Below are 19,776 nucleotides of genomic sequence, written 5' to 3'. Positions count from 1 at the left end.
CTCGACCACTGATTAGAGTCAACAACAGCGGCGAGAGAATAAGGATAGACCCTAGAGCTTATGCGTCACTAATAGAGACGGCTAACAGAATTGACAAGTTAATAGAATCAAACAACTTTAACCTTTTAGGCGAGTTTGAAGGCTTCGGGGTAGGCTCAGAATCGGCCTGCTTGATGATCATCTTTAACATCAACAAGGTCATGGATGGCGAGTCGAGCATCTTCGGAAAAATTCAAATTTCGCTCAGGAACAGCCCTCTCGCTTTGCACAGGGGGCTGAAGTGTGGACCTCGTGTATCGTAAGAGCAAGATCATCGATCGCTTCGGAGAAATTGGAGAGCGTCAAATCGCGCTTCCATTTCGTAGGCTTCCAATAATCGTATTCATCGTGCCTGATCACTTTGGAAAGCTTGAGCGTCTTGTCCATCCTGCTCAGATTTTCTTTAAGCGCCTTTTTCAGAAATGAATCCACAAGCAACTGCGCAGCTGCCATCTCGCAAGGATCGCCGTAAATTACGCCATCTCCCAAAGGCCCAAAATCCGTCATCAAGGGAAGATACCAGCGTAACAGTCCCCCAAAAAAACCACTCATCATCGCAATCAGACGCCAGCGATATCGATAATCCTCAGACGAAGACTTCGTCTGCAACAACTTCCATGCACCTACAAAAGCATCTTTAAATAAGTCAAGATCGAAGGCTTTGTAGCGATCCTTCCAGGTGCATAGCAACTCCCACTGGAAGACCAGATGCTTGCACTCGCGAATCGACCACTCGCTTGAACGATCTGTTTCATTGTCATAGCCGCATGACAAAAGCCCCCAAAATGGCATCTCAACGTTCCTTGCAGATCTTCCACTCGTAAAAGAAAGCGTATCCCCATCAACCTTCACAACTAATCCGTCGAGAAGGAACCTAGCCATCTCGGGCTGGTCCGTAAAAACATCAGAAGGATATCCATTGCCAGTGAACATAATGAACGCTGTTCGCGTTGCGAGGCGACGACTTATGTCTAGTACATTACGAAGACTTCTATTATCATCAGCAAGCTCTTGGACATCAGTAAGCGCTAATGTCACGAAAGAAAAATTGTCACTATGCTTCACAGTTCGTGGGTCTATGGGCTCAAGCTTACGGTGAGCGCCGCCCTCAATGATTTTTCGATAAGTCTCCGCCCTGGGAGCAAAGCAGCGAGCGGGACAATACTCAATATAATTATCCATCCAACCCCATTCGCTCGTACAGTCAAGGAACATAAGCCAGTTCAGCAATCGCTTGGCCTCTTTTCCGTCATCATTGTATAAATACAACAAGCGCGAATAGCCAACCTTATGCGAATGATCTCGAAGCCACTTGATAAAGTCGTTCAGTGTTAGCTCTGTGGGGCATTCGTTCATATCACTCATTCTCCTGATTCGGCGACTATGCGACAACCGCTAAACTCCAACGACAATCCACTTCATTTGCAATGATATTAAAATCGATGCGGCAAAAATTACTCGTTCTCTTTCATAAGATGTAGATAGGTCATCTATAATTGAGCTACGAAAACAGCTGAATTATTTGAGGAACAAGAGAAAACCAATGGGAATGCTGATCCCGGCATACGTCGATAATACCTTTGTTCGTGAAGGCGAAAACCCCTATAGTTTCGACCTTGATATAAACGGAATCTTGGCTTTAACACCAGACAACGTTGCTAGGGTTCGATTTCTTCTTGAGAATGACTCAAGCTACAGATCAAAACCTTCAGACGAAGAGCCGCAAACCGTCAAAGCATTCTGCGATCAGTATCCTTTTTTCTGGGACAAAACAAAAAAATACGACAAACCAGCTCTAGAGCTCACTGAAAGACTGGTGGAAATAATTGATTTAGCGAACAGCACCCATCAAGCCTCGGAAGGGCCTAGGGGCGGCAATAACGGTCGCAAAATCACAGCAGCTACAATTTGCGACATAAAGAACTTTGAAAAACGTATTCGCAATTTCGACCCATCGCTAGTAGACGAAATCGCGAAGTCGATAGACAATCGATACACCTTTAGCTTCGCAACAAAATTCTGCACCTACGTTTCACGAGCTTTGTTCCCTGCGGCAGCAGAAGAAAAAGGGTACAGCATATACGACCTGGTTATCAGAAGAGCTCTTCCTTACTATGCAGTTGTATATTTAGGGGAAAAGACACCGATGTATAAAGGAGAGTGCGTCAAAGATCCCTATTCAAAATATGGAGACAAGGATTTTGCTGGCGACGAAAGATGGAATTACGCTAACTTCGCTAAAAAAATCAGCGATATAATCGACGCAAACGAAAGAAAAACTGGATACCGAATCAGCAAAGAGAATTTTGATCGTCTTCTTTGGTATTACTATAAAGGCGAAGGGTCGCGTTTGGCAAAAGCTCGTAAGTGCATCTCTGAAACTAATCGCGAATTATCTCGCACAAATTTTACTGAGTCAGATAGCTGCATTATTCGAGCGAGTGATTGGAGACGCTCGGATGTCAACAAGCTTCCAGCACGTCTTGCCAACGAACATACTTTGGAATTATTGAAATGGCCGAGATAGTTCTAAGCCGTTCTAAAATCTGTTCATAGAGTCTTGAGGAATTAACTTTTATTGTCAGCTGACTCAGGGATAACACGAAACTGGAACCATCACTCATAGTACAGATCATCAGGAATACTCCAAAGCAGCGGCTTATTGGTATTGCAAACGTAAAGAGCATTAGTCGCAAGATCCTGCTCGAACTCAATACGAGTTGCAGCATGCCAGAACGAACGCGATCTGAAAACCAACCCAGGAAGTCCTGAATCATGCGCCCATTCCGCAATCGCAATACCAGATTCACGAACAAGGTCTTCACGAGCTGTCTTCGCATTATCCGAAAGCGAAATGCTCAAAACTCCGTGCGTCTCCTTGTCCAATTCGACATATCCCATGTAGTCATGTCCTGACGAACTGAACATAAGAACAGCCTGAGATGGAAGTCGCTCCTGATAAGCAAACATGGAAACAAGGCTTGCCTCTTGAGCTCCTAACAGCAACAATTGTTCAGGTGACACGGGCAACTGAAAGCACACCCCTCTTTTCTGTCGATTCAAGAATAGATCCGCTTCCTTATATAAAAACGGTTCTTTGAAGTTCATACAACGTGATTCGGGAAGACAGCAAAAGGTACTCTGGTACTCTAACGAAGCAGTCTTCACCCAACTAAATCTACCGCAAGGCGCTGACGACACAATCTTCAGCTGGACGATTGCGTCTTCTATTGGCAACACACCAATAGCGCTCATGACTTCAGGAAGTTCCTCAACGGCGTTTTGGTTCATCGCTCCCGAAGGAAAATATCGTTCGAATTCAGGTTCTATCTCGTCTTCTGAATGGACCATCCAGTACTCTAGAGTACGAAGATGCTCCCAAACGACCGTCTCTCCTCTTGTCTCGATCAAATAACCAAGGATTGAATTTCCTACGATTTGAGTTTTGCGGGACTCTACTTCAACATCAGAGAGTTCGGCGAGACTCAAGCTTCCCAATAAGCCGAACCTCTCTGCTTGCTCGATATACTCAGTGGCATAGATCTCTTCCCTAATCGCTTCGTTATGAAAGTAATCCGTGAACTTCAGGGTTTGCATATTTCTCCCCACGCGCTGGCAAAGTCAAGACTTCAGGAATGGGCGCATTTTTACGGTCCGGTCGACAAAAGCCACTATATAGCCCAGTTTTCGTCGCTCCTTCCCTGAACAGGTTTGCGAAAGTCTAAACAGATTCAGTATCGCACAGGTGATGGGGAAAACATACCGCATAGCTTTCCCTATGATGAGAAACGCCTTATTCACAACTACAAAGGAGTCGCATGTCAAAGGAAATAGCCGAATCGGCCAAGAAATTCTATGCGCTCAAAGAGCAATATTCGCTAGAGACCATGGTAAAACATGTTGAACCGCAACTTCTTCTTCAAATGGTCGACGAGATAATTTTAGATGTACAAGCTATGAAAGACTTCTTCTGGGAGGATCCTTTCTTTCAGTATTACTTTGTAAGGGCCTGCTGCTACTATTGCCCAAACGACACCAAGAAACTCGCAAGTCACGAAGACCATTGCGTTAGAGCCTTCGCTGCTGAGATGAACATTGGTCTCGAAAAACTCGTTAACGACCTAGATACTTATGTCAGAGTGCATGTAGCAAGACAAGGCTTCGCTTTAGATAAGCTGATTTCCGACAGAGAGCCTCATGTTCGAGAAGAGGTCGCTAGACAAAAATATGGCCTATCTAAGCTAGTCAATGATCCTGCGATGGTGGTAAGGATTGCCGTGGCGGAACAAGGATATGGCCTGGAAGAGCTTATCCGCGATCAAAGCGGATACGTAAGAAAGGCTGTTGCAAAACAGGGGTTTGGATTAGATAAGCTGGTAAAAGATAAAAATCCCGGAATAAGAATGGAGGTTGCACAGCAGGGCTTTGGACTGGATATTCTGATGAAAGACGAAGAACCTCGAGTGAGAGCAGAAGTAGCCAAACAGGGCTTTGAACTTGAGACTCTGGCACATGACCCTTCGAGCAGAGTGCGTCTTGAAGTAGCCAAACAGGGCCGCTGTCTTGATCTCTTGATGTGTGATCCTTCGCCTTATGTCAGATGGGAAGTTGCTAAACAAGGCTACAGGGTCGATGAGTTGCAAAATGACAGGAATTGGATGGTAAGAGTAACCGCGGCATCCAGAAACAACAGCCTTGAAACACTAATCGAAGATTCTAAGCTAGGGGCACGTATAACCGTTGCAGAGCACGGAATCGGACTTGATGTATTGATCGACGATCCTGAACCTTGCGTACGAGAAAGAGTTGCGCGCAGGGGGTTTGGGTTAGAGAAACTTGCCCACGATCCAGACCCAGAAGTAAGAGCAGCGGTTGCTGGGCAGAGCTTCTCTCTTGAAACTTTGGTCCGCGACCCCGAACCACGAGTTAGGGCAGCCGTCGCCAACCAAGGCTATGGATTGGACATTCTTGCAAAGGATACTGATCCAAAAGTTAGAAGGACGGTTGCCTTTCAAGGATACGCCGCAGACAAACTTATATGCGACCCAGAAAGGAGCGTCGTAGGCGCGACCTATCTCACTTACGCAGATAATTTACTGCGAGCATTACGAATTGGGACCCTGAAGCCTCATCTTGACTTCACCCCTGTTGACGAAATGGAATGATTGAGAAGGGATTAGAGCATTTATATGCACGAATTCTTATCTCCAACTAAAACTTTAGAAAACCAATTGAAGACCTTAACAACATATTCAGAAAAGCTTGAGTCCGATTTTGGGTCTAGCTTTAACAAAGCTCTAGATCGCATGGATACAGTGCCATGTTGCTTCATTGCTAGTTTTAAGCAATGCGATGAAGATGGCAGCCCACTTTCTAGCAATGAGAAGCAAAAAAGTAACGAGCGTTTAGAGCTTGATATAAGGAGTTCCGGGCTGTCATTTTGCAAAATCGCAGGATATTATGACAAACAAACACCTTCAGGAAAAGAAATTGTTAATGAAGATATTTTCATGATTATAGACAATCTGTATTCACCCGACGATTTCAAGGAGCTTTGTTTTTATTGGTGCGGCAAGTACGAACAAAGGAGCGTCTTAATAACGCAACCATTGGTCAATAGGAGTGCACAGCGCTATGACACTTTAGGTGCTGAATACGATACGAACGGAGACATTGTGTTCGGTCCTTTCAACAATGCTTCTGTTAAAGAAGTTTTAGAGTTCTTCACAACGATTTTTGGAAGGGATTTCACGATATCTTCTACATACTCAGTAGACACTGGTTTTAGAGATATTTACAGCAGAGCAAGTCGCATGAAAGCGACTTGTGAATTCCAACAAAAGTATCCGGAACTTTCTGTTAAGAGGAAAGATAGGATAATCAAGGCTAGCAAAAAATAGGCAAGGCTACACAGCGTTTGTATTAGATAGAAAAATTTTGAGTAGATCGAAGAAGAAATATGGGTTCGATCCAATAGAGCATCGGAATTAGACTGTACTGTATTTGATTATCTTTATCCCGCTTTGCGCTTGCCAGAGCCTTGATTCGCTGTTTCTATTTTTCTGAATGCTTACCCACAAGGCTTTGTTCAGAAGATCAACCCCTTTAGATTTCTCCATCTAGAACTTCACCACACCTACTTTGTCATTATCTGCGGGTGCAACCATAAGGTAGCAACGACCTACCAGATTAAGACCAAGTAAATTTTGTACCATGATAAGTGCGAACAGGATTGCCCCGCTGCAGGTCTGCGTGCTTTAGCCAGGCCTCTTTGCGGCCATCGCTCTGCGCCTGAGCTTGACGATCGGCCAGGATCGCTCGCAGGCGTTTCTCGGCAACGCGGCGGTTCGCATACTGCGAACGCTCCGAAGTGCTGCTGGCACGAATACCTGTAGGCGTATGAATAAGGCGTACACCAGTCTCAACCTTGTTCACATTCTGACCACCATGTCCACCTGAATGAAAGCGTTCCATCTTCACGTCTTCGGGCTTGAGATCGATCTGGTCGCTCTCAACCTCTGGGATGATGCTGCAGCCAATGTACCAGTTCTTCCGTTTATGATGCGGGCGAAACGGACTTTTCCCCACCCACAGCAGCGTTCCTTCAAGAAACGAAAGATCTTCGTCTGTGGTGAAGGTGATCGAAGTGAAGCAGTCTTTATCCCGCGATTCCCGAGCATCAGCAACCTGAATGTCCGGGAATTCTTCTTGGAGTTTCCGAAAAATGCCAGCAACGGCATAGGCGCACTCTCGCGGACCACCTATTCCTGATGTTAGCTGCAGAATCACTTGTCCACCTCGCATGCCTTATAGCTATAGATTGGTTTTAGAATACCAACCGACATATCAAGCGCCACAGTATCTCCTAGAGCTTCCTTGATTTGTTCCAGTCTACGGTAAGCAAAGGGTGATTCATCAAGTGTCGATACCGCAATGCAGCTGCTCCATACACCTTTCATCTCGCGCTTGAATTCCGAAACCGTATGATGGCTTGAAACCTCGCTTCGTTTGAAGATGCGACCCGATCCATGAGGTGCAGAGCAGTTCCAATCTGGGTTCCCTTTGCCAACAGCCGCAATGATGCCGTCACGCATATTGATAGGGATAAGCACCTGCTCGCCCTCAAGGGCGCTAATGGCTCCTTTTCGCAAGACGCCATCTTCGGCAACATAATTATGGGGGCAATCGATCAGCTCTTCATCCTTGGAAAGAACGTGCTTCTTCCACTTCATCGCCTTGACGATCTCTTTGATCATTAACTTGCGATTCAGTTTCGCATAAGCACAAACAGCTTGGATGTCTTCAAGATATTGGGTGGCAAGTTCACCATCCAGCCAGGTCATCTCATAAGGAATCTCCAGACCCTTGGCTCTAAGCCTTTTTTGACCTGCCTTCATATACCAATCGAAAACTTGCTGGCCCAAATTGCGACTACCACTATGCACGGTCAAGGCGATAATTCCCGAGGTGTCGCTCCTGCCCATCTCGATGAAATGATTACCTCCACCAAGCGTGCATAAACTCTTCAACGCCCGTTCGCCCTGGATATGGTCGATGCAATGAAGACTATTGAGCAGGTCTCGACCCGGAGTCTCGGCACGATCGGATACATGACCATGAATTGCACTCCCGCTTGGTATGCGTTTACGAATCTCTTTATCGAGCTTCACAAAATCGAGCGGTAAAGACTTCGTAAAACGCATCTGCGCAACGCCGCATCCTATATCGTTTCCAATAAGTGCTGGCATGATCTTTGCAGGCAAGGTCATCGTGAGCCCGATAGGCCCCACCTTTCCTGCATGAACATCTGGCATAACCCGAACCTTGCTCCCCGCGCAAGCCTCAGTATCGCAAAGCATCTGCACTTGAGCAAGCGCATGAGCATCGATAGCGGTCTCTGAATCGTCTACCGTGAATATCTTTGCTGAAGTAAAATCACCCGTTACTTCAATCATCTTGAACCATCTGCTTTCCATCCATCATCCAAATAGCATTTGTAGTGTTCGGAGTGATCATCTCTTACCTGGAAGTCTTCGCCTTCTATCCCAAAAGCAGCTTTGATCTGGGAGACAACAGACTCCGTGTTGATGCTTGGATTAAGGTAAATGACCGCTTGCCCATTGTTGGCAACATCAACGCGACCTCTTGGATAATAGTTGTAGGGGAGACTGCTCAAAGAGAGCGCTTCCCACAACTTCTTGTGATTGAAGGTATTGCCAGACTTTGCGATCCCAACCATGGCCCCTTCGTGAAAAGGATAGGCTTTAAGCTGGTCGTCGATCATCCAAAAGACTCCTCTACGCGGCTTCAACATATAACACCTTGTCCTGTTCTACTGAAGCGTGAATTTCGGCAATGTCTTTTGCTGTAAGCACAGATTGCTCCGCAAGCGCACGAGCAATCGCTTCAAGGAATGGACGATTCTGGCAGAGCATCTCTTTTGCCTCCTGATAATAGAGCTCAGCAATTGCAGAATTTGCATCCTCGCGACGCTGATCAAGATTAAATGAAGAGCAATCATGGCACGCAAGGCTCAGTCCCGAAAAACCTCCGAGATCTTCAATCACATCCGAAATAGTCTTTAATGCTTTCTGGATATCGTAACGAGCACCTAGATCGACCCTGCCAAAAGTAATATCCGTTGCTGCTGCTGCTCCGAAGCTCATTAATATATGGGATTTAAGCTTGCTAAGTTTGTTCATGTTTGCGCTATCAATACTATTCTTTGTGAATCCTTTTTCAAACTCGTCATTACCTACAGCAATAGCGATTGAAACACTACCAGGGGAAAGCAGCTCACCGATCACAACATGACCAGCTTCATGCCAAAACACATCCATGCTGCCATCACTTGCAAACAAATTCTTTGACTTAGTCGAAATAAGATGCTCTTTAGGAATACTGTGAGCAATGATCAAATACGCCTTGATCAAATCCTGCATCGAAATGCACTTCGCCCGACGATAGCCAGCAAGAATTCCCGCCTGATTTATTGCTGATTCCAGAGTTGAACATTCATGTCCTGCGAACAAAGTCGCGACAGCTTCAATATCAACCTGGTCGCCAAGGTCTTTATCTTCGAGATAATGGGAAATGATCGCCTTGGCTTCTTCTGTGTTTGGCTTTAGAACATGAATCTTTCTATCGAAGCGACCAGAACGAATAAGCGAATCAGGCAGTTTTCGAATATTATTTGCGGTCGCCACCACTAATACATCTTCATCTTTGACTAGATCAATGCAAGACTGAATGGTCACATATGCTTCTGAATCCTTATGATACTCATCATCGTTTGCGAACTTGTCCATATCGTCTAAGAGGATTACGGAAGGTGAGCAGGCTAGGGCTTTATCAAAAACCTCATTAATCAAGTCAACGAAGCTTTGCTGAGGCGAAGTTTTTCTGCAAACCACAGAATCACGTCCGCTCGCAGCAATAAAGCTATTAGCAATAAGCGTTTTCCCTACTCCCGGAGCGCCATAGAGCAAGATGCCCTTAGGGCAAGAAACGCCAAATCTCTCGTACACCTGAGGATTATGAACAATGTCCAGAACCTCGGTTAATTGCTGCTTGACCGCGTCATACCCGATCACGCTCTCAAATGCATTCATTTCTGCATTCATTTTTTATCCCCTTTTTCTCAAATAGTCCGATACTGAATATTTTAGAAAAACGATGGGGAATAAATGACGCACCAATAAAAGGAGCTTAGCGCCTAGTATTTACGAACAAATGTTCGCAAGTTTGATATAACGAAATGAGGTCAGCGGAATAAGCCCCGCGTGCTGGCAGCGCCTTCTTTTATGGAAGGAGGTGATTGTCTATGGACTTGATTATTAAGGCCTTTGAGCTGACAACTTCTGTTGTCTGCCTGATTGCTGCAGTGGTCAAGGCCGTACCCGTAGCGCAGGGTAAGCGCCCGCGCGAAAAGAAGAACCACTTGCGCTAAGCGCTAAGTGGTTCACCTTAAGCAAAAGCGCTGCCCGCACTTCCAAACACGGGCATCCGCTGGCTGTTATTTTAGCATGATTTGGGTTTGAAAGCATCTCCCCTGCAGAGCCCGCCATTCTTTACGCAAAGTTTCATCGGCTAGCTGACGGTCGTATCCAGGTGCCAGATGTGATTTACGGGACCGTTGCCTTTGCCCAGCTGAAGGTCGTGAGCCAGGGCTTGGGTGAGATAGTATTTGGCGCGTTTAACGGCATCCACCAACTCGCAGCCTTGGGCCAGGTAGCAGGCGATCGCGGAAGACAGGGTGCACCCCGTCCCATGGGTGTTCTTAGTCTCGATGCGGGGCTCACGTAGCCAGAATTCGGTGCCATCTTCGGCGAGCAGCAGATCGTATGCGTGGCCAGGCTCGAATACATCACCCTTCTCGGTCGATTCGGTATTTTCAAGATGACCACCCTTCACCAATACTGCACGCGCCCCCAGATCGCGAATCGCGTGCGCAGCGTTCACCATATCCTGAGGTTTCTCAATAGCAAACCCACTGAAGACTTCCGCTTCGCTCAGGTTCGGGGTAACCACTGTAGCAAGCGAAAACAGGTCATCTACCAGCGCTTGAGCGACATCATCGGATGCCAACGAAGCACCACTCGTGGCTATCATCACGGGATCGAGCACGATATTCTGCGCCTCGAACATACGTAGCGATTCTGCGATGGTCTTGATGAGCGCAGGGTTCGCCACCATGCCGACCTTCACTGCATCGGGGCGAATATCCTCGAAGATCGCCTTGATCTGCAGGGCTAGGAAATCTGGTGTGGTCTCCTCTACCCCGAGCACACCCATGGTATTCTGCGCCGTAAGCGCCGTGATGGCCGACTGACCGAATACTCCCAGCGCGGTCATGGTCTTCAGGTCGGCCTGGATGCCTGCGCCACCGCTCGAATCGGAACCCGCGATCGTCACTACGCTCTTCATGCTCTTGATGCTCATGGCTTCGCCGCCCTGCTCTCTATTCACTATTCACCTGCGCGAAGCGCACGCGCCTCACGACTCAATTCCTCGACTGCCTGCGGAATATTCTCCTGCGCGAAGATCGCTGAGACCACCGCAATGCCCGCAACGCCGGTGCCCGCAAGCGTGGGAGCATTCTGAGCCGTGATGCCGCCGATGGCCACTACCGGAATGGAAACCTGCTCACAGATCTGACGCAGCACATCGTGATCGATGGTCCATGTATCCTGCTTGGTCGACGTGGGAAACACTGCTCCCACTCCCAAGTAGTCCGCGCCATCAGCCTGCGCCCGAAGCGCTTGTTCGAGCGTCTTCGTGGTCACACCGATGATGGCTTGCTCGCCCAACATCGCACGTGCTTCAGCGCACGAACGGTCATCCTGGCCGATATGCGCACCATCAGCGCCAATGCGCGCTGCCAGTTCCACATCATCATCGATCAGAAAAGGAATGCCCACCTGCGCACACAAGCGCTGCGCCTCGCGCGCCAGTGCCTCGCGCTCGGCTGCCGAGGCTCGCTTCTCGCGCAACTGCACGCAGGTAACGCCAGGCACCGAAAGCGCCTCAGCCAGCACATCGCCAAAGCTACGCTCCCCCAACCATGCACGGTCGGTGACCGCATACAGTGTGAGCATGTTGCGAATGTCGTCTTCGGTCCACGTTCTCATATGCGATCCATGCCTAGCAAGCAGCCTGCAACAAGGGCATTAATACTCATCGCCCAGGTCGATGACCAGGCCATCCATGATGGTATTCACGGTACGCACAGCGCACATCTTGCCGCACATCGTGCATGAATCTTCATTTGACGGCGGCGCGCTCTCAAAGTATTCGCGCGGTTTCACGGGGTCGATGGCTAGATCGAACATCTCTTCCCAGTCGAAGCGACGGCGCGCATCGCTCATACGATTGTCGCGGTCGCGCGCACCAGGGATACCTTTGGCAATATCAGCTGCATGCGCCGCGATCTTCGTCGCCACCAAGCCCTCACGCACGTCAGCCACATCGGGCAAGCGCAAGTGCTCAGCTGGCGTTACATAGCACAGGAAATCTGCGCCGGCGCTAGCCGCAACCGCACCGCCAATAGCGGCGGTGATATGGTCATAGCCTGGCGCGATATCGGTAACCAAGGGCCCCAGCACATAGAACGGCGCGTTATGGCACAGACGCTTCTCCAACTTAATGTTCGCTGCGATCTCGTCGATGGCCATATGCCCTGGCCCCTCGACCATCACCTGCACGCCCGCATCCCACGCACGTTTGGTCAGCTTACCAATCTCGATCAGTTCTGCGATCTGACCAGCATCCGTCGCATCGTAGCCACAGCCAGGACGCATCGCATCGCCAATGCTGATGGTAACGTCATGCTCATGCAGGATCTCGAGCACCTGGTCGTAATATTCATAGAAAGGATTCTCGTTGCCCGTGGCTTCCATCCACGCGAAGATCAACGACCCACCGCGCGAAACGATATTCATCAGGCGGCCCGTTTCCTTGAACGACTCGATCACGCGACGGTTTATGCCCGCATGGATCGTGACGAAATCCACGCCATCTTCTGCATGGCGACGCACCACATCAAGGAAGTCTTCAGGTGTGATGGAGATGAGCGGCTTTTCCAGATAACCGATCGCATCATACATCGGCACGGTGCCGATCATCGCTGGCGACATAGCCACCAGCTGCTCACGAAATTCTTGGGTCTTGCCATGGTTCGACAAGTCCATGATGCCCTCCGCGCCCAGCTCAAGCGCCACCCGCACCTTCTCGAGCTCCACTTCGGGATCGATCAGGTCGCCCGAGATGCCCAGGTTCACGTTCACCTTGGTGCGCAGGCCGGTGCCCACCCCTTCAGGATCGAGGGCATTATGATGGATGTTCGCAGGGATGGCAATAGAGCCTGACGCAACGCCCACGCGAATCTCTTCGGGGCTCTTGTGTTCCTTTTCGGCAACACGTTGCATTGCGGGGGTGATGATTCCTTGACGCGCAGCGTCGATCTGAGTCACTGTCATAGTGATCGTTTCCCTTCGTTGGCATTATCCAGACAGGTTCATCGGGTCGGAGCTCTAGCTCCCTCTCAGCCCGCTTCCCGCGAGCTCCCCGTAACTGAAGTATAACATTGAAAAAGGAGTGAGTCTGTAAGCCGGGTTCTGTGGTCGGCAACCATTTATCTCGATCACGCGTCGCCGCGGGACTCTAGCACGCAACCCGAATGCGCGGAAAGGCGGCCGCATCGCATTCCTATTTGCGCTTGCTTCAGATGGGGTTTACCAAGCCGTGCTGTTACCAACACGCTGGTGCGCTCTTACCGCACCGTTTCAGCTTTTCCCAAAAGGGAGTTTTCTTTTCTGTGGCACTTATCCGTCGGGTCGCCCCGCCCAGCCGTTAGCTGGCATCTTGCCTTTTGAAGCCCGGACTTTCCTCACCAAGCGCGAAGCTTGGCGCGGTTGCCCGACTCACTCCTATGGTATTCTAGCAAACATCGAGCACAGGAAGGGAACGCATGCACTCGTGTCTATTGGTAGGCGGCGCGCCGACCGATCATAAGGGTTTGGACAAGATTCTGAAAACGTGCCAGTTCGACGCGATCTACGCTGTCGACGGTGGTTACGAGCCGCTGCGCGCGCGCGGGATCGCACCTGATGGCGTGTTCGGCGATTTCGATTCCTTGGGCTATGTACCTAAGAGCAATGCAAGGGATGCAGAATACGCTGCCTGCGATGCCAAGAGCGGCGCCCTGATCGATGCTGCAACTGCCGAAGGTCCTGCCATGCAGGTCGAAGTGTTCAACGCCCACAAAGACTTCACCGACATGGACTGGGCTCTTAACCATGCAATGGAGATTGGATTCACCAACATCGTAATATGCGAAGGCCTGAGCAAACGCCTCGACCATTCTTTGGGCAATCTGCAGCTGATGGCTGCAGCAGCCAACAATGGTCAGCGTGTATGGGGTGTCACCGAAGAAGAGGTGGTGCTCACGCTTGATTCTGTTGGCGGCCTAATGGAAGTGAGCATCGACCCAGGCGCCACGGGCACCTGTTCGGTCATCTCCCATTCCGACAACGCCGAGGGCATCTTCGAAGAAGGGCTGGAATATACGCTCGAGAACGCACATGCGACCAACCGCGCACTCTGGGGGATCTCCAATGAGCTCATTGGCAAGCCTGCGCGCATCTCGCTACGCCAAGGCAGCCTCTGGGTGTTCCTCCCCCTAGAAGAGCTCGAGAAGATCTCCTACGCCCGCACCAAACTAGCCACCCTCTAACTGGGGACGGGTTCTTAGTCGAGAGAGGGCAAAGATGCCAACCAGGAGTCAACGACGGCGGGCTCTGCAGCAATAGCGAGGCGCTTGTGTCGACTAGTCTGGCCTTGCACCACTTCCACCTTTGACTTCGCAATACCAAGCTCTGAGGCCACAAGCTTGCACAGCGCTTTGTTCGCTTTCCCATTGTCGGGCGGAGCGGTGACGCAAGCCTGCACCTCGGGCAGACCCTCGACCAACTTCACCCCCAAGATAGCATCACGCCCCGAGCGGGGCGTGAGACGGAGTGCTAATTTGTATCCTTCGGCTGCCACAAGAGCGTTTCGCTTCTAGACTTAGTCGATCTCGTCGAAGGTGAAGGAATCGTCCGCGTCACCGTAACCCGAAAGATCCTTCGAAGACTGAGAGGGCTTCGGGGGTGCGGGACTTGCGACCGCTGGGTTCACCGTAGGAGTGGTGTAGGTCGCCGTAGAAGGAGACGGATTCCACTTCGTCACCTTAGGCTCGCTATCTTTCAATTCATCAGGAATGACGATATCGGAAGTATTGTCGCCACCAATCTCGGTAAGGCGCTTAGTGGAAGCAGCGATGAAGTCCTTCAGCATGTCCTGATACTGCTCACGGACCTTCTCACGGCTGACCGTGAGTTCGCTGATCTGCTCGATGATGCGCTGCTTTTCAGCACCAGCCTTGTCAAGGATGCGCTGGCCTTCTTCTTCAGCATTGCGACGGATGGTCTCACCATCGGTGCGCGCTTTGGATACGATCTCATCAGCGGTGCGCTGCGCGATGATGAGTGCCTGAGCGATGGCATTGTCTTCGCTCTTGCGTTCGGTAAGCTGAGATTCAAGCTCGGCGATACGAGCATCCTTCTCAGAGCCACTCGCATCGTCACCAGAAGCAGGAGCGGCAGGGGCCGGAGCCGCAGAGGCGCTTTCGGCTTCAGTAAGCTGAGCCTGAAGGCGGGCGATCTCATTGTTGAGGGCATCGACTTCATCTGACACGTGCTCGAGGAATACATCGACCTCATCTACGTCATAACCGCGACGTTCGATCTTGAAGCTCTGCTGCTGGATATCTTCAGATGTAATTGCCATAACAACCTCTCTAGCCTGGTGAATGTTGCGAGCTTAGAACAATTTAGAACAATGATACTATAAACCGCACGCCGAATTGGAGAACAAGTAGCGCAATTATCGGGGTGATGTCAACCATGCCACCAATAGGAGGAATGATGCGCTTGAACAGCTTCAGGTACGGCTCGCAGATAACGCCGAGCGCATCGCGAACCTGCTGGATGATGCCGCCCATAGGAAACCATGACAGCAGCACGTAGATGACGATGACCAGACTGTAGGCATCGGAAAGCGAAACGATGATACTTTGCCAGCTCACGATAGATTCCTTTCTGAGAGCATCCGTTCGGAGGATCAGAGGATACGCTTCAAACGCAGCTGATCGCGCTCGACCAAGGTGAGCTTATCCGACTGTGTGATGGAGAACACCTGAGGTGCTTCATAATTGATCTGGGCATCGAGCGCAGCAACCACGCCAAATGCGAAGTCGAGCACACGCTTGGAAAGACCAGCGTTGACGTACTTCAGATTCAGCACCACTACGCTTCCTTCTTTGAGCATGGCAACGATATCGACCGCCTGTTCGAAATCCTTCGGTTCGAAGATCTCGACCTTGCGCGAGAATCGGCCGCCGATGCTCTGACCGCGATCGGGCACAGCGGCTTGCGCGGCAGCATCCGTTGAGGTGAAGAGCCCATCGAGGCCTGCAGAGCCCGTTGAAGGCATGACCTGAGTCTTCTCCACGTTCTGACGCTGATAAGGAGATACGAAATCGTTATAGCGCGTGTTCGGGCGGTCGTAGCCTGCGCCCAAACCGCTTGCAGAAGTGGAGCCGACCTCTTCACCAGTAGCAGTTGCCGGCTCTGCCATGCGGCTCGTTGCACGCGAAGAGAACCGCGTATCTGCCGAATGAGAGAGATAGCCTGGCACCGAAGAATTGGTAGGCACTACTTTCTCAGCAGGATCATAGGGCGCCATGACGCCATAGGCTGAAGTGGTATTCTGAACATCACCGAGCGAAACAAGGCGCGGCGGTCGATAGGATTCACGCGTGGTATAGCTTTCGGAATAGGTATCGCCATAAGCACCCGCACCTGTTGCGTACGATTCATCGAAGCCGTATTCGCCGTAATCTTCGAATTCATCTTCATATGCATAATCGTCGAATTCGAGCTCTTCTTCCTGTGCCGCTTTGCGCGATCCGAAATTCAACTTATCTTTCAAGCTCTCGACGAGATTCCCTGCGGATCTTGAAGGGTTGGAAAAATCCATAACGCCTTTCCTCTTGTATTCTCAACGTCGCCTCGATGCCGCAAGCGTGCAGAGGCTATTCGAACGAACTATCGAAGATCGCTCGCCCGACCCTTACCATAGTAGTGCCAAGTTCTATGGCCTGTGGCCAGTCTTCGGTCATGCCCATAGAAATATCAGACAACGTGACATCAATGTCCTCTTCATCAAGCTGCTCTTGCAGGCTATCGCGCAGCTTTGCAAGACCGCCGAATGATCGCTCGATAGCTTCTTGGTCGGCTCGGGGTGCCATGGTCATAAGGCCCTGGATACGTACCGATCCAAGCCCAGCCGCATCCTTGATGACCTCAAGGACTTCTTCGGGGCGAAGCCCGCTCTTCGACTCTTCGCCCGATACGTTCACTTCGATGAGCACGGGTTGGATCTTACCAAGCTTCGCTGCAGCCTTATCGATCTTGGGCAGGTGTTCAGCCTTGCTGACCGAATGGATAAGATCAGCCGCAGAAACGATATCAGGGATGCGGCGCGATTGAATGTTACCGATGAAGTGCCAGCTCTTGTCAGGGAAAGCCGCCTGCTTGCGCAGCAATTCATCGGGACGGTTCTCGCCGAATGCCGTTGCGCCGCCTTCGATGGCAAGCGCCACTTCATCACAGTCGACCGTCTTCGACACCGCCAGGAGCAGCACATCCTGCGGGCTGCGACCCGCCTGCTCGCAGGCTTCATCCACTTGCTTGCGAACGTTCATATACCGCGTCTTGGTAGACATGACCAGCCCTCCTCGAGCCTTATTGACTTGCATCTCTCCACTATACCATCGGGGACGGGTTCATTTATGTCCGGGACAAAATGGGGACAGGTTCGATCTTGCACGGTGCTGTGGATGTAAGGTGAGCGCGCAGAACTTACTCTGAACACTGATTTCCAAAACAGAATTCAGCAAAGCTGAATTCACGTAATAATGCATGAGGCAGTGCAGCGCATGAGCCGAAGGCGAACAGCGAAACGGGTAAGTTATGCACGATTACCTTGCAGCCGCAGCGCCCCGGGAGATTTTTCGATTTGAACCTGTCCCCAAGCTGTCCGGGACAGAAATGAACCCGTCCCCAATTAGAGGCGGATGGCAAATGCGCCGTGGCGACCAGCGATGCCATCTTGCGCGCGGAAAGAGAAGAAGCGGTCGTTATTGCAGACCGTGCATACATCCAGATCGGCAATACGATCAGGATCAACGCCCACGCGCATGAGTTGCGTGCGTAGCGCCATCCCAAGATCGATATGAGATTCATCAAAGCTGCAGCTCTCGCCGAACTTGCCGGTGAACTGATCATGGACATCAGGGCTGGTCTCGAAGCATTCGCGATGGATGTAAGAGCCGATATAGATATTCGTGCCTGCGATCAAGTCAGACGCAGGCACACCAGAAACATGGGTCTCCTGGTCTGCCATCAAGCTCAACGTTTTGGCTGTGATCTGATTCTCCACGCCCCGCCAACCCGCATGGATCACCGCAAAACGACCTGTGGGCAATACTGCGATGACCGGCACGCAATCAGCAAAGCAGAGCAGCGCACCGATGCCCTTCTCGGCCACGATGATGGCATCAGCGCCTTGAGCGGCTTCCGCCTGAACACCATCGACATCAGCGGCGGTCTCCACCGTGAGCGCTTGATCGCCATGCACCTGCTTGGGTGCTACGAGCACCTCATCCAGACCACGACTCTCCCCTGCTAGTTCTGGAGCAAGTGCCTCTATCAGGAGTACACGATTCTGCTCCACCAGCGATAAGTCATCATCCACATGCGAGCCAAGATTGAGCGAATCATACGCACCCGTGCTCACGCCGCCTTCACGCGTGGTGAACGCGATGCGCACGCCCGTCTGTTCGAACAGGCGATCATCGGTGAACACAGGGATAGATGCAAAACGACCCTCATTCAGCACGGGTCGGGGCAAAATGAGGGCCGTCATAAGGCATACCTTTCATGCGTGCTGCACGCCAAACGGCGCGGGCACGCCCAAGTTTACTGACGCTTCAGGAAGTCAGGGATGTAGTCTTCATCAGCGAAGCGCGGCTCGCTGGAATAGAGCGTCTGATAGGTGCTCTGTGCAGGCTGCTGCTGAGCAGGTTCAGGCTGCGCATTGCGACGCTGAGCAGCAGTTGCGGAGAACACGCTGTCCTTACGAGAGAAATCCATGGCCGACTGAGCGGAATTCGCCTTGAAGCCCGTTGCGATGACCGTGATGCGCACTTCTTCCTGCATCTCGGGATCGACGATCTGGCCATAGATGATATTGGCGTTCTCATCTGCCACCGCTTCGACCACACGAGCAGCCTCGTCCACTTCGGAGAGCGCAAGGCTCGGACCGCCAGCGATGGAGAACAGGATACGCGAAGCACCCGCGATGGAAGTTTCGAGCAGATTGGAGTTAATGGCCTGCTGAGCAGCATCGAGCGCGCGGGATTCACCCGAAGCGATACCGATGCCCATCATGGCAGTACCCGCGTCCTTCATGACCGTGCGAATGTCTGCGAAGTCAAGGTTGATCAGGCCTGGGATGGTGATGAGGTCGGTAACACCTTGGATGCCCTGACGAAGCGTGTCGTCTGCGATGCGGAATGCATCGAGCATGCTGGTCTTCTTGTCAACGATCTCGAGCAGGCGATCGTTCGGGATGACGATGAGCGTGTCGACCTTCATGGACAAGAAGTCGATGCCCTGTTCAGCCTGATTGCGACGAAGACGGCCTTCGAAGCTGAAAGGCTTGGTAACGATACCAACGGTGAGCGCGCCGATCTCTTCACGTGCGATCTCTGCAACAACAGGAGCAGCGCCCGTACCCGTGCCGCCACCTTCGCCAGCCGTGACGAAGACCATGTCGGCATCTGCGAGCGCTTCGCGGATCTCAGCACGTGATTCCTCTGCTGCCTGGCAACCGATCTCAGGGTTAGCGCCTGCGCCCAAACCGCGCGTGAGCTCTTCACCGATATGGATGGTCTTGTCGGCATCCGAGAGGAGCAGCGCCTGACGGTCGGTGTTCACTGCGATGAATTCGACACCGCGAACGCCTGCTTCGACCATACGGTTCACAGCATTCGTGCCGCCGCCGCCAACACCCACGACCTTGATAACAGCAAGATTATCAGCGCCTAGAATTTGTTGCATATCGTGCCCGCTT

The 19,776-nt window shown here is 51.0% G+C and carries 21 protein-coding genes, 1 other RNA gene and 1 riboswitch; of the genes, 5 read left to right on the top strand and 17 right to left on the bottom strand.

Annotated features, from left to right (window positions below; translation table 11 throughout):
* Window positions 1-243: 243 nt before the first annotated feature.
* Window positions 244-1,404, bottom strand: coding sequence for a hypothetical protein (locus tag NFR25_RS06075; protein WP_251198357.1), 1,161 nt, complete (start codon window positions 1,402-1,404; stop codon window positions 244-246).
* A gap of 178 nt (window positions 1,405-1,582) precedes the next feature.
* Here NFR25_RS06075 and NFR25_RS06070 point away from each other — a divergent pair, with 178 nt between their 5' ends.
* Window positions 1,583-2,566, top strand: coding sequence for a hypothetical protein (locus NFR25_RS06070; RefSeq protein WP_251198356.1), 984 nt, complete (start codon window positions 1,583-1,585; stop codon window positions 2,564-2,566).
* Window positions 2,567-2,655: 89 nt separating this feature from the next.
* Here NFR25_RS06070 and NFR25_RS06065 read toward each other — a convergent pair whose 3' ends face one another.
* Window positions 2,656-3,636, bottom strand: coding sequence for a hypothetical protein (locus NFR25_RS06065; RefSeq protein WP_251198355.1), 981 nt, complete (start codon window positions 3,634-3,636; stop codon window positions 2,656-2,658).
* Between the two features lie 221 nt (window positions 3,637-3,857).
* Here NFR25_RS06065 and NFR25_RS06060 point away from each other — a divergent pair, with 221 nt between their 5' ends.
* Both NFR25_RS06060 and NFR25_RS06055 read left to right on the top strand, forming a co-directional pair.
* Complete coding sequence (locus NFR25_RS06060; RefSeq protein WP_251198354.1) at window positions 3,858-5,204, top strand: HEAT repeat domain-containing protein; 1,347 nt, start codon at window positions 3,858-3,860, stop codon at window positions 5,202-5,204.
* A 24-nt stretch (window positions 5,205-5,228) separates the two neighbouring features.
* Complete coding sequence (locus NFR25_RS06055; protein WP_251198353.1) at window positions 5,229-5,939, top strand: hypothetical protein; 711 nt, start codon at window positions 5,229-5,231, stop codon at window positions 5,937-5,939.
* Between the two features lie 289 nt (window positions 5,940-6,228).
* Here NFR25_RS06055 and NFR25_RS06050 read toward each other — a convergent pair whose 3' ends face one another.
* The 4 genes from NFR25_RS06050 to NFR25_RS06035 are packed head-to-tail and all read right to left on the bottom strand — an operon-like array spanning window position 6,229 to window position 9,662.
* Complete coding sequence (locus tag NFR25_RS06050; protein WP_251198352.1) at window positions 6,229-6,828, bottom strand: peptide chain release factor-like protein; 600 nt, start codon at window positions 6,826-6,828, stop codon at window positions 6,229-6,231.
* Complete coding sequence (locus tag NFR25_RS06045) at window positions 6,825-7,994, bottom strand: RtcB family protein (protein ID WP_251198351.1); 1,170 nt, start codon at window positions 7,992-7,994, stop codon at window positions 6,825-6,827. Before NFR25_RS06045 ends, NFR25_RS06050 begins: the two co-directional genes overlap by 4 nt.
* Window positions 7,991-8,323: a hypothetical protein gene (locus tag NFR25_RS06040; protein ID WP_251198350.1), complete on the bottom strand. Its 333-nt coding sequence runs from the start codon at window positions 8,321-8,323 to the stop codon at window positions 7,991-7,993. The genes NFR25_RS06045 and NFR25_RS06040 overlap by 4 nt, the downstream gene beginning before the upstream one ends.
* A 13-nt stretch (window positions 8,324-8,336) precedes the next feature.
* Window positions 8,337-9,662 (bottom strand): AAA family ATPase, encoded by a 1,326-nt coding sequence (locus NFR25_RS06035; RefSeq protein ID WP_251198349.1) that lies wholly within the window; start codon window positions 9,660-9,662, stop codon window positions 8,337-8,339.
* A 200-nt stretch (window positions 9,663-9,862) separates the two neighbouring features.
* Here NFR25_RS06035 and NFR25_RS07405 point away from each other — a divergent pair, with 200 nt between their 5' ends.
* Window positions 9,863-9,988 carry a hypothetical protein gene (locus NFR25_RS07405; protein ID WP_275556941.1) on the top strand — a complete coding sequence of 42 codons (126 nt, stop codon included), beginning with the start codon at window positions 9,863-9,865 and terminating at the stop codon, window positions 9,986-9,988.
* 140 nt (window positions 9,989-10,128) lie between these two features.
* Here the strand turns inward: NFR25_RS07405 and thiD are convergent, their stop codons facing one another.
* The 4 genes from thiD to rnpB all read right to left on the bottom strand — a co-directional run bounded on the left by thiD (window position 10,129) and on the right by rnpB (window position 13,467).
* Complete coding sequence (gene thiD, locus NFR25_RS06030) at window positions 10,129-11,007, bottom strand: bifunctional hydroxymethylpyrimidine kinase/phosphomethylpyrimidine kinase (RefSeq protein WP_338024387.1); 879 nt, start codon at window positions 11,005-11,007, stop codon at window positions 10,129-10,131.
* Window positions 11,007-11,669 carry a thiamine phosphate synthase gene (gene thiE, locus NFR25_RS06025; RefSeq protein ID WP_251198348.1) on the bottom strand — a complete coding sequence of 221 codons (663 nt, stop codon included), beginning with the start codon at window positions 11,667-11,669 and terminating at the stop codon, window positions 11,007-11,009. Before thiE ends, thiD begins: the two co-directional genes overlap by 1 nt.
* A gap of 39 nt (window positions 11,670-11,708) precedes the next feature.
* Window positions 11,709-13,016: a phosphomethylpyrimidine synthase ThiC gene (gene thiC, locus NFR25_RS06020; RefSeq protein WP_251198347.1), complete on the bottom strand. Its 1,308-nt coding sequence runs from the start codon at window positions 13,014-13,016 to the stop codon at window positions 11,709-11,711.
* A riboswitch (TPP riboswitch) is annotated at window positions 13,011-13,117 on the bottom strand. It overlaps the preceding gene by 6 nt.
* A gap of 10 nt (window positions 13,118-13,127) precedes the next feature.
* Window positions 13,128-13,467: RNase P RNA component class A (rnpB, locus tag NFR25_RS06015), an RNA gene on the bottom strand.
* Window positions 13,468-13,507: 40 nt separating this feature from the next.
* Between rnpB and NFR25_RS06010 the strand changes: the two genes are divergently transcribed.
* Window positions 13,508-14,272 (top strand): thiamine diphosphokinase, encoded by a 765-nt coding sequence (locus tag NFR25_RS06010; RefSeq protein ID WP_251198346.1) that lies wholly within the window; start codon window positions 13,508-13,510, stop codon window positions 14,270-14,272.
* Window positions 14,273-14,286: 14 nt separating this feature from the next.
* Here NFR25_RS06010 and NFR25_RS06005 read toward each other — a convergent pair whose 3' ends face one another.
* From NFR25_RS06005 to ftsZ, 7 genes are all read right to left on the bottom strand, one after another.
* Window positions 14,287-14,583 carry a DUF167 domain-containing protein gene (locus NFR25_RS06005; RefSeq protein ID WP_251198345.1) on the bottom strand — a complete coding sequence of 99 codons (297 nt, stop codon included), beginning with the start codon at window positions 14,581-14,583 and terminating at the stop codon, window positions 14,287-14,289.
* 21 nt (window positions 14,584-14,604) lie between these two features.
* Window positions 14,605-15,366, bottom strand: coding sequence for a DivIVA domain-containing protein (locus tag NFR25_RS06000; RefSeq protein WP_251198344.1), 762 nt, complete (start codon window positions 15,364-15,366; stop codon window positions 14,605-14,607).
* A gap of 43 nt (window positions 15,367-15,409) precedes the next feature.
* Complete coding sequence (locus tag NFR25_RS05995) at window positions 15,410-15,664, bottom strand: YggT family protein (RefSeq protein WP_338024386.1); 255 nt, start codon at window positions 15,662-15,664, stop codon at window positions 15,410-15,412.
* Window positions 15,665-15,699: 35 nt separating this feature from the next.
* Entirely contained in the window at window positions 15,700-16,617 is a 918-nt protein-coding gene (locus NFR25_RS05990; protein ID WP_251198343.1) for a cell division protein SepF, read from the bottom strand.
* Window positions 16,618-16,672: 55 nt separating this feature from the next.
* Window positions 16,673-17,365, bottom strand: coding sequence for a YggS family pyridoxal phosphate-dependent enzyme (locus tag NFR25_RS05985; protein ID WP_251198342.1), 693 nt, complete (start codon window positions 17,363-17,365; stop codon window positions 16,673-16,675).
* A gap of 341 nt (window positions 17,366-17,706) precedes the next feature.
* Window positions 17,707-18,567, bottom strand: a complete 861-nt coding sequence (locus tag NFR25_RS05980) for a purine nucleoside phosphorylase YfiH/LACC1 family protein (RefSeq protein ID WP_251198341.1) — start codon at window positions 18,565-18,567, stop codon at window positions 17,707-17,709.
* A gap of 53 nt (window positions 18,568-18,620) precedes the next feature.
* A complete protein-coding gene (gene ftsZ, locus NFR25_RS05975) occupies window positions 18,621-19,763 on the bottom strand; it encodes a cell division protein FtsZ (RefSeq protein WP_251198340.1) in 1,143 nt (380 codons plus the stop codon).
* Window positions 19,764-19,776 lie beyond the last annotated feature (13 nt).

This window comes from Anaerotardibacter muris (genome assembly GCF_943192915.1).
Taxonomy (GTDB): Bacteria; Actinomycetota; Coriobacteriia; order Coriobacteriales; family Eggerthellaceae; genus Anaerotardibacter; species Anaerotardibacter muris.
Note: the sequence above shows the minus strand (reverse complement) of the source record. Positions and strands in the feature narration are given on the sequence as shown.

Excerpts from the sequence above, each read along its gene's own strand:
- NFR25_RS06010 (WP_251198346.1), top strand. The coding sequence starts at position 13,508 with ATGCACTCGTGTCTATTGGTAGGCGGCGCGCCGACCGATCATAAGGGT.
- thiC (WP_251198347.1), bottom strand. The coding sequence starts at position 13,016 with ATGACAGTGACTCAGATCGACGCTGCGCGTCAAGGAATCATCACCCCC.
- thiE (WP_251198348.1), bottom strand. The coding sequence starts at position 11,669 with ATGAGAACGTGGACCGAAGACGACATTCGCAACATGCTCACACTGTAT.
- NFR25_RS06065 (WP_251198355.1), bottom strand. The coding sequence starts at position 3,636 with ATGCAAACCCTGAAGTTCACGGATTACTTTCATAACGAAGCGATTAGG.
- NFR25_RS06055 (WP_251198353.1), top strand. The coding sequence starts at position 5,229 with ATGCACGAATTCTTATCTCCAACTAAAACTTTAGAAAACCAATTGAAG.
- NFR25_RS06045 (WP_251198351.1), bottom strand. The coding sequence starts at position 7,994 with ATGATTGAAGTAACGGGTGATTTTACTTCAGCAAAGATATTCACGGTA.
- NFR25_RS06070 (WP_251198356.1), top strand. The coding sequence starts at position 1,583 with ATGGGAATGCTGATCCCGGCATACGTCGATAATACCTTTGTTCGTGAA.
- NFR25_RS06060 (WP_251198354.1), top strand. The coding sequence starts at position 3,858 with ATGTCAAAGGAAATAGCCGAATCGGCCAAGAAATTCTATGCGCTCAAA.
- NFR25_RS05990 (WP_251198343.1), bottom strand. The coding sequence starts at position 16,617 with ATGGATTTTTCCAACCCTTCAAGATCCGCAGGGAATCTCGTCGAGAGC.
- NFR25_RS06075 (WP_251198357.1), bottom strand. The coding sequence starts at position 1,404 with ATGAGTGATATGAACGAATGCCCCACAGAGCTAACACTGAACGACTTT.
- ftsZ (WP_251198340.1), bottom strand. The coding sequence starts at position 19,763 with ATGCAACAAATTCTAGGCGCTGATAATCTTGCTGTTATCAAGGTCGTG.
- NFR25_RS05980 (WP_251198341.1), bottom strand. The coding sequence starts at position 18,567 with ATGACGGCCCTCATTTTGCCCCGACCCGTGCTGAATGAGGGTCGTTTT.
- NFR25_RS06000 (WP_251198344.1), bottom strand. The coding sequence starts at position 15,366 with ATGGCAATTACATCTGAAGATATCCAGCAGCAGAGCTTCAAGATCGAA.
- NFR25_RS06040 (WP_251198350.1), bottom strand. The coding sequence starts at position 8,323 with ATGATCGACGACCAGCTTAAAGCCTATCCTTTTCACGAAGGGGCCATG.
- NFR25_RS06035 (WP_251198349.1), bottom strand. The coding sequence starts at position 9,662 with ATGAATGCAGAAATGAATGCATTTGAGAGCGTGATCGGGTATGACGCG.
- NFR25_RS05985 (WP_251198342.1), bottom strand. The coding sequence starts at position 17,365 with ATGTCTACCAAGACGCGGTATATGAACGTTCGCAAGCAAGTGGATGAA.
- NFR25_RS07405 (WP_275556941.1), top strand. The coding sequence starts at position 9,863 with ATGGACTTGATTATTAAGGCCTTTGAGCTGACAACTTCTGTTGTCTGC.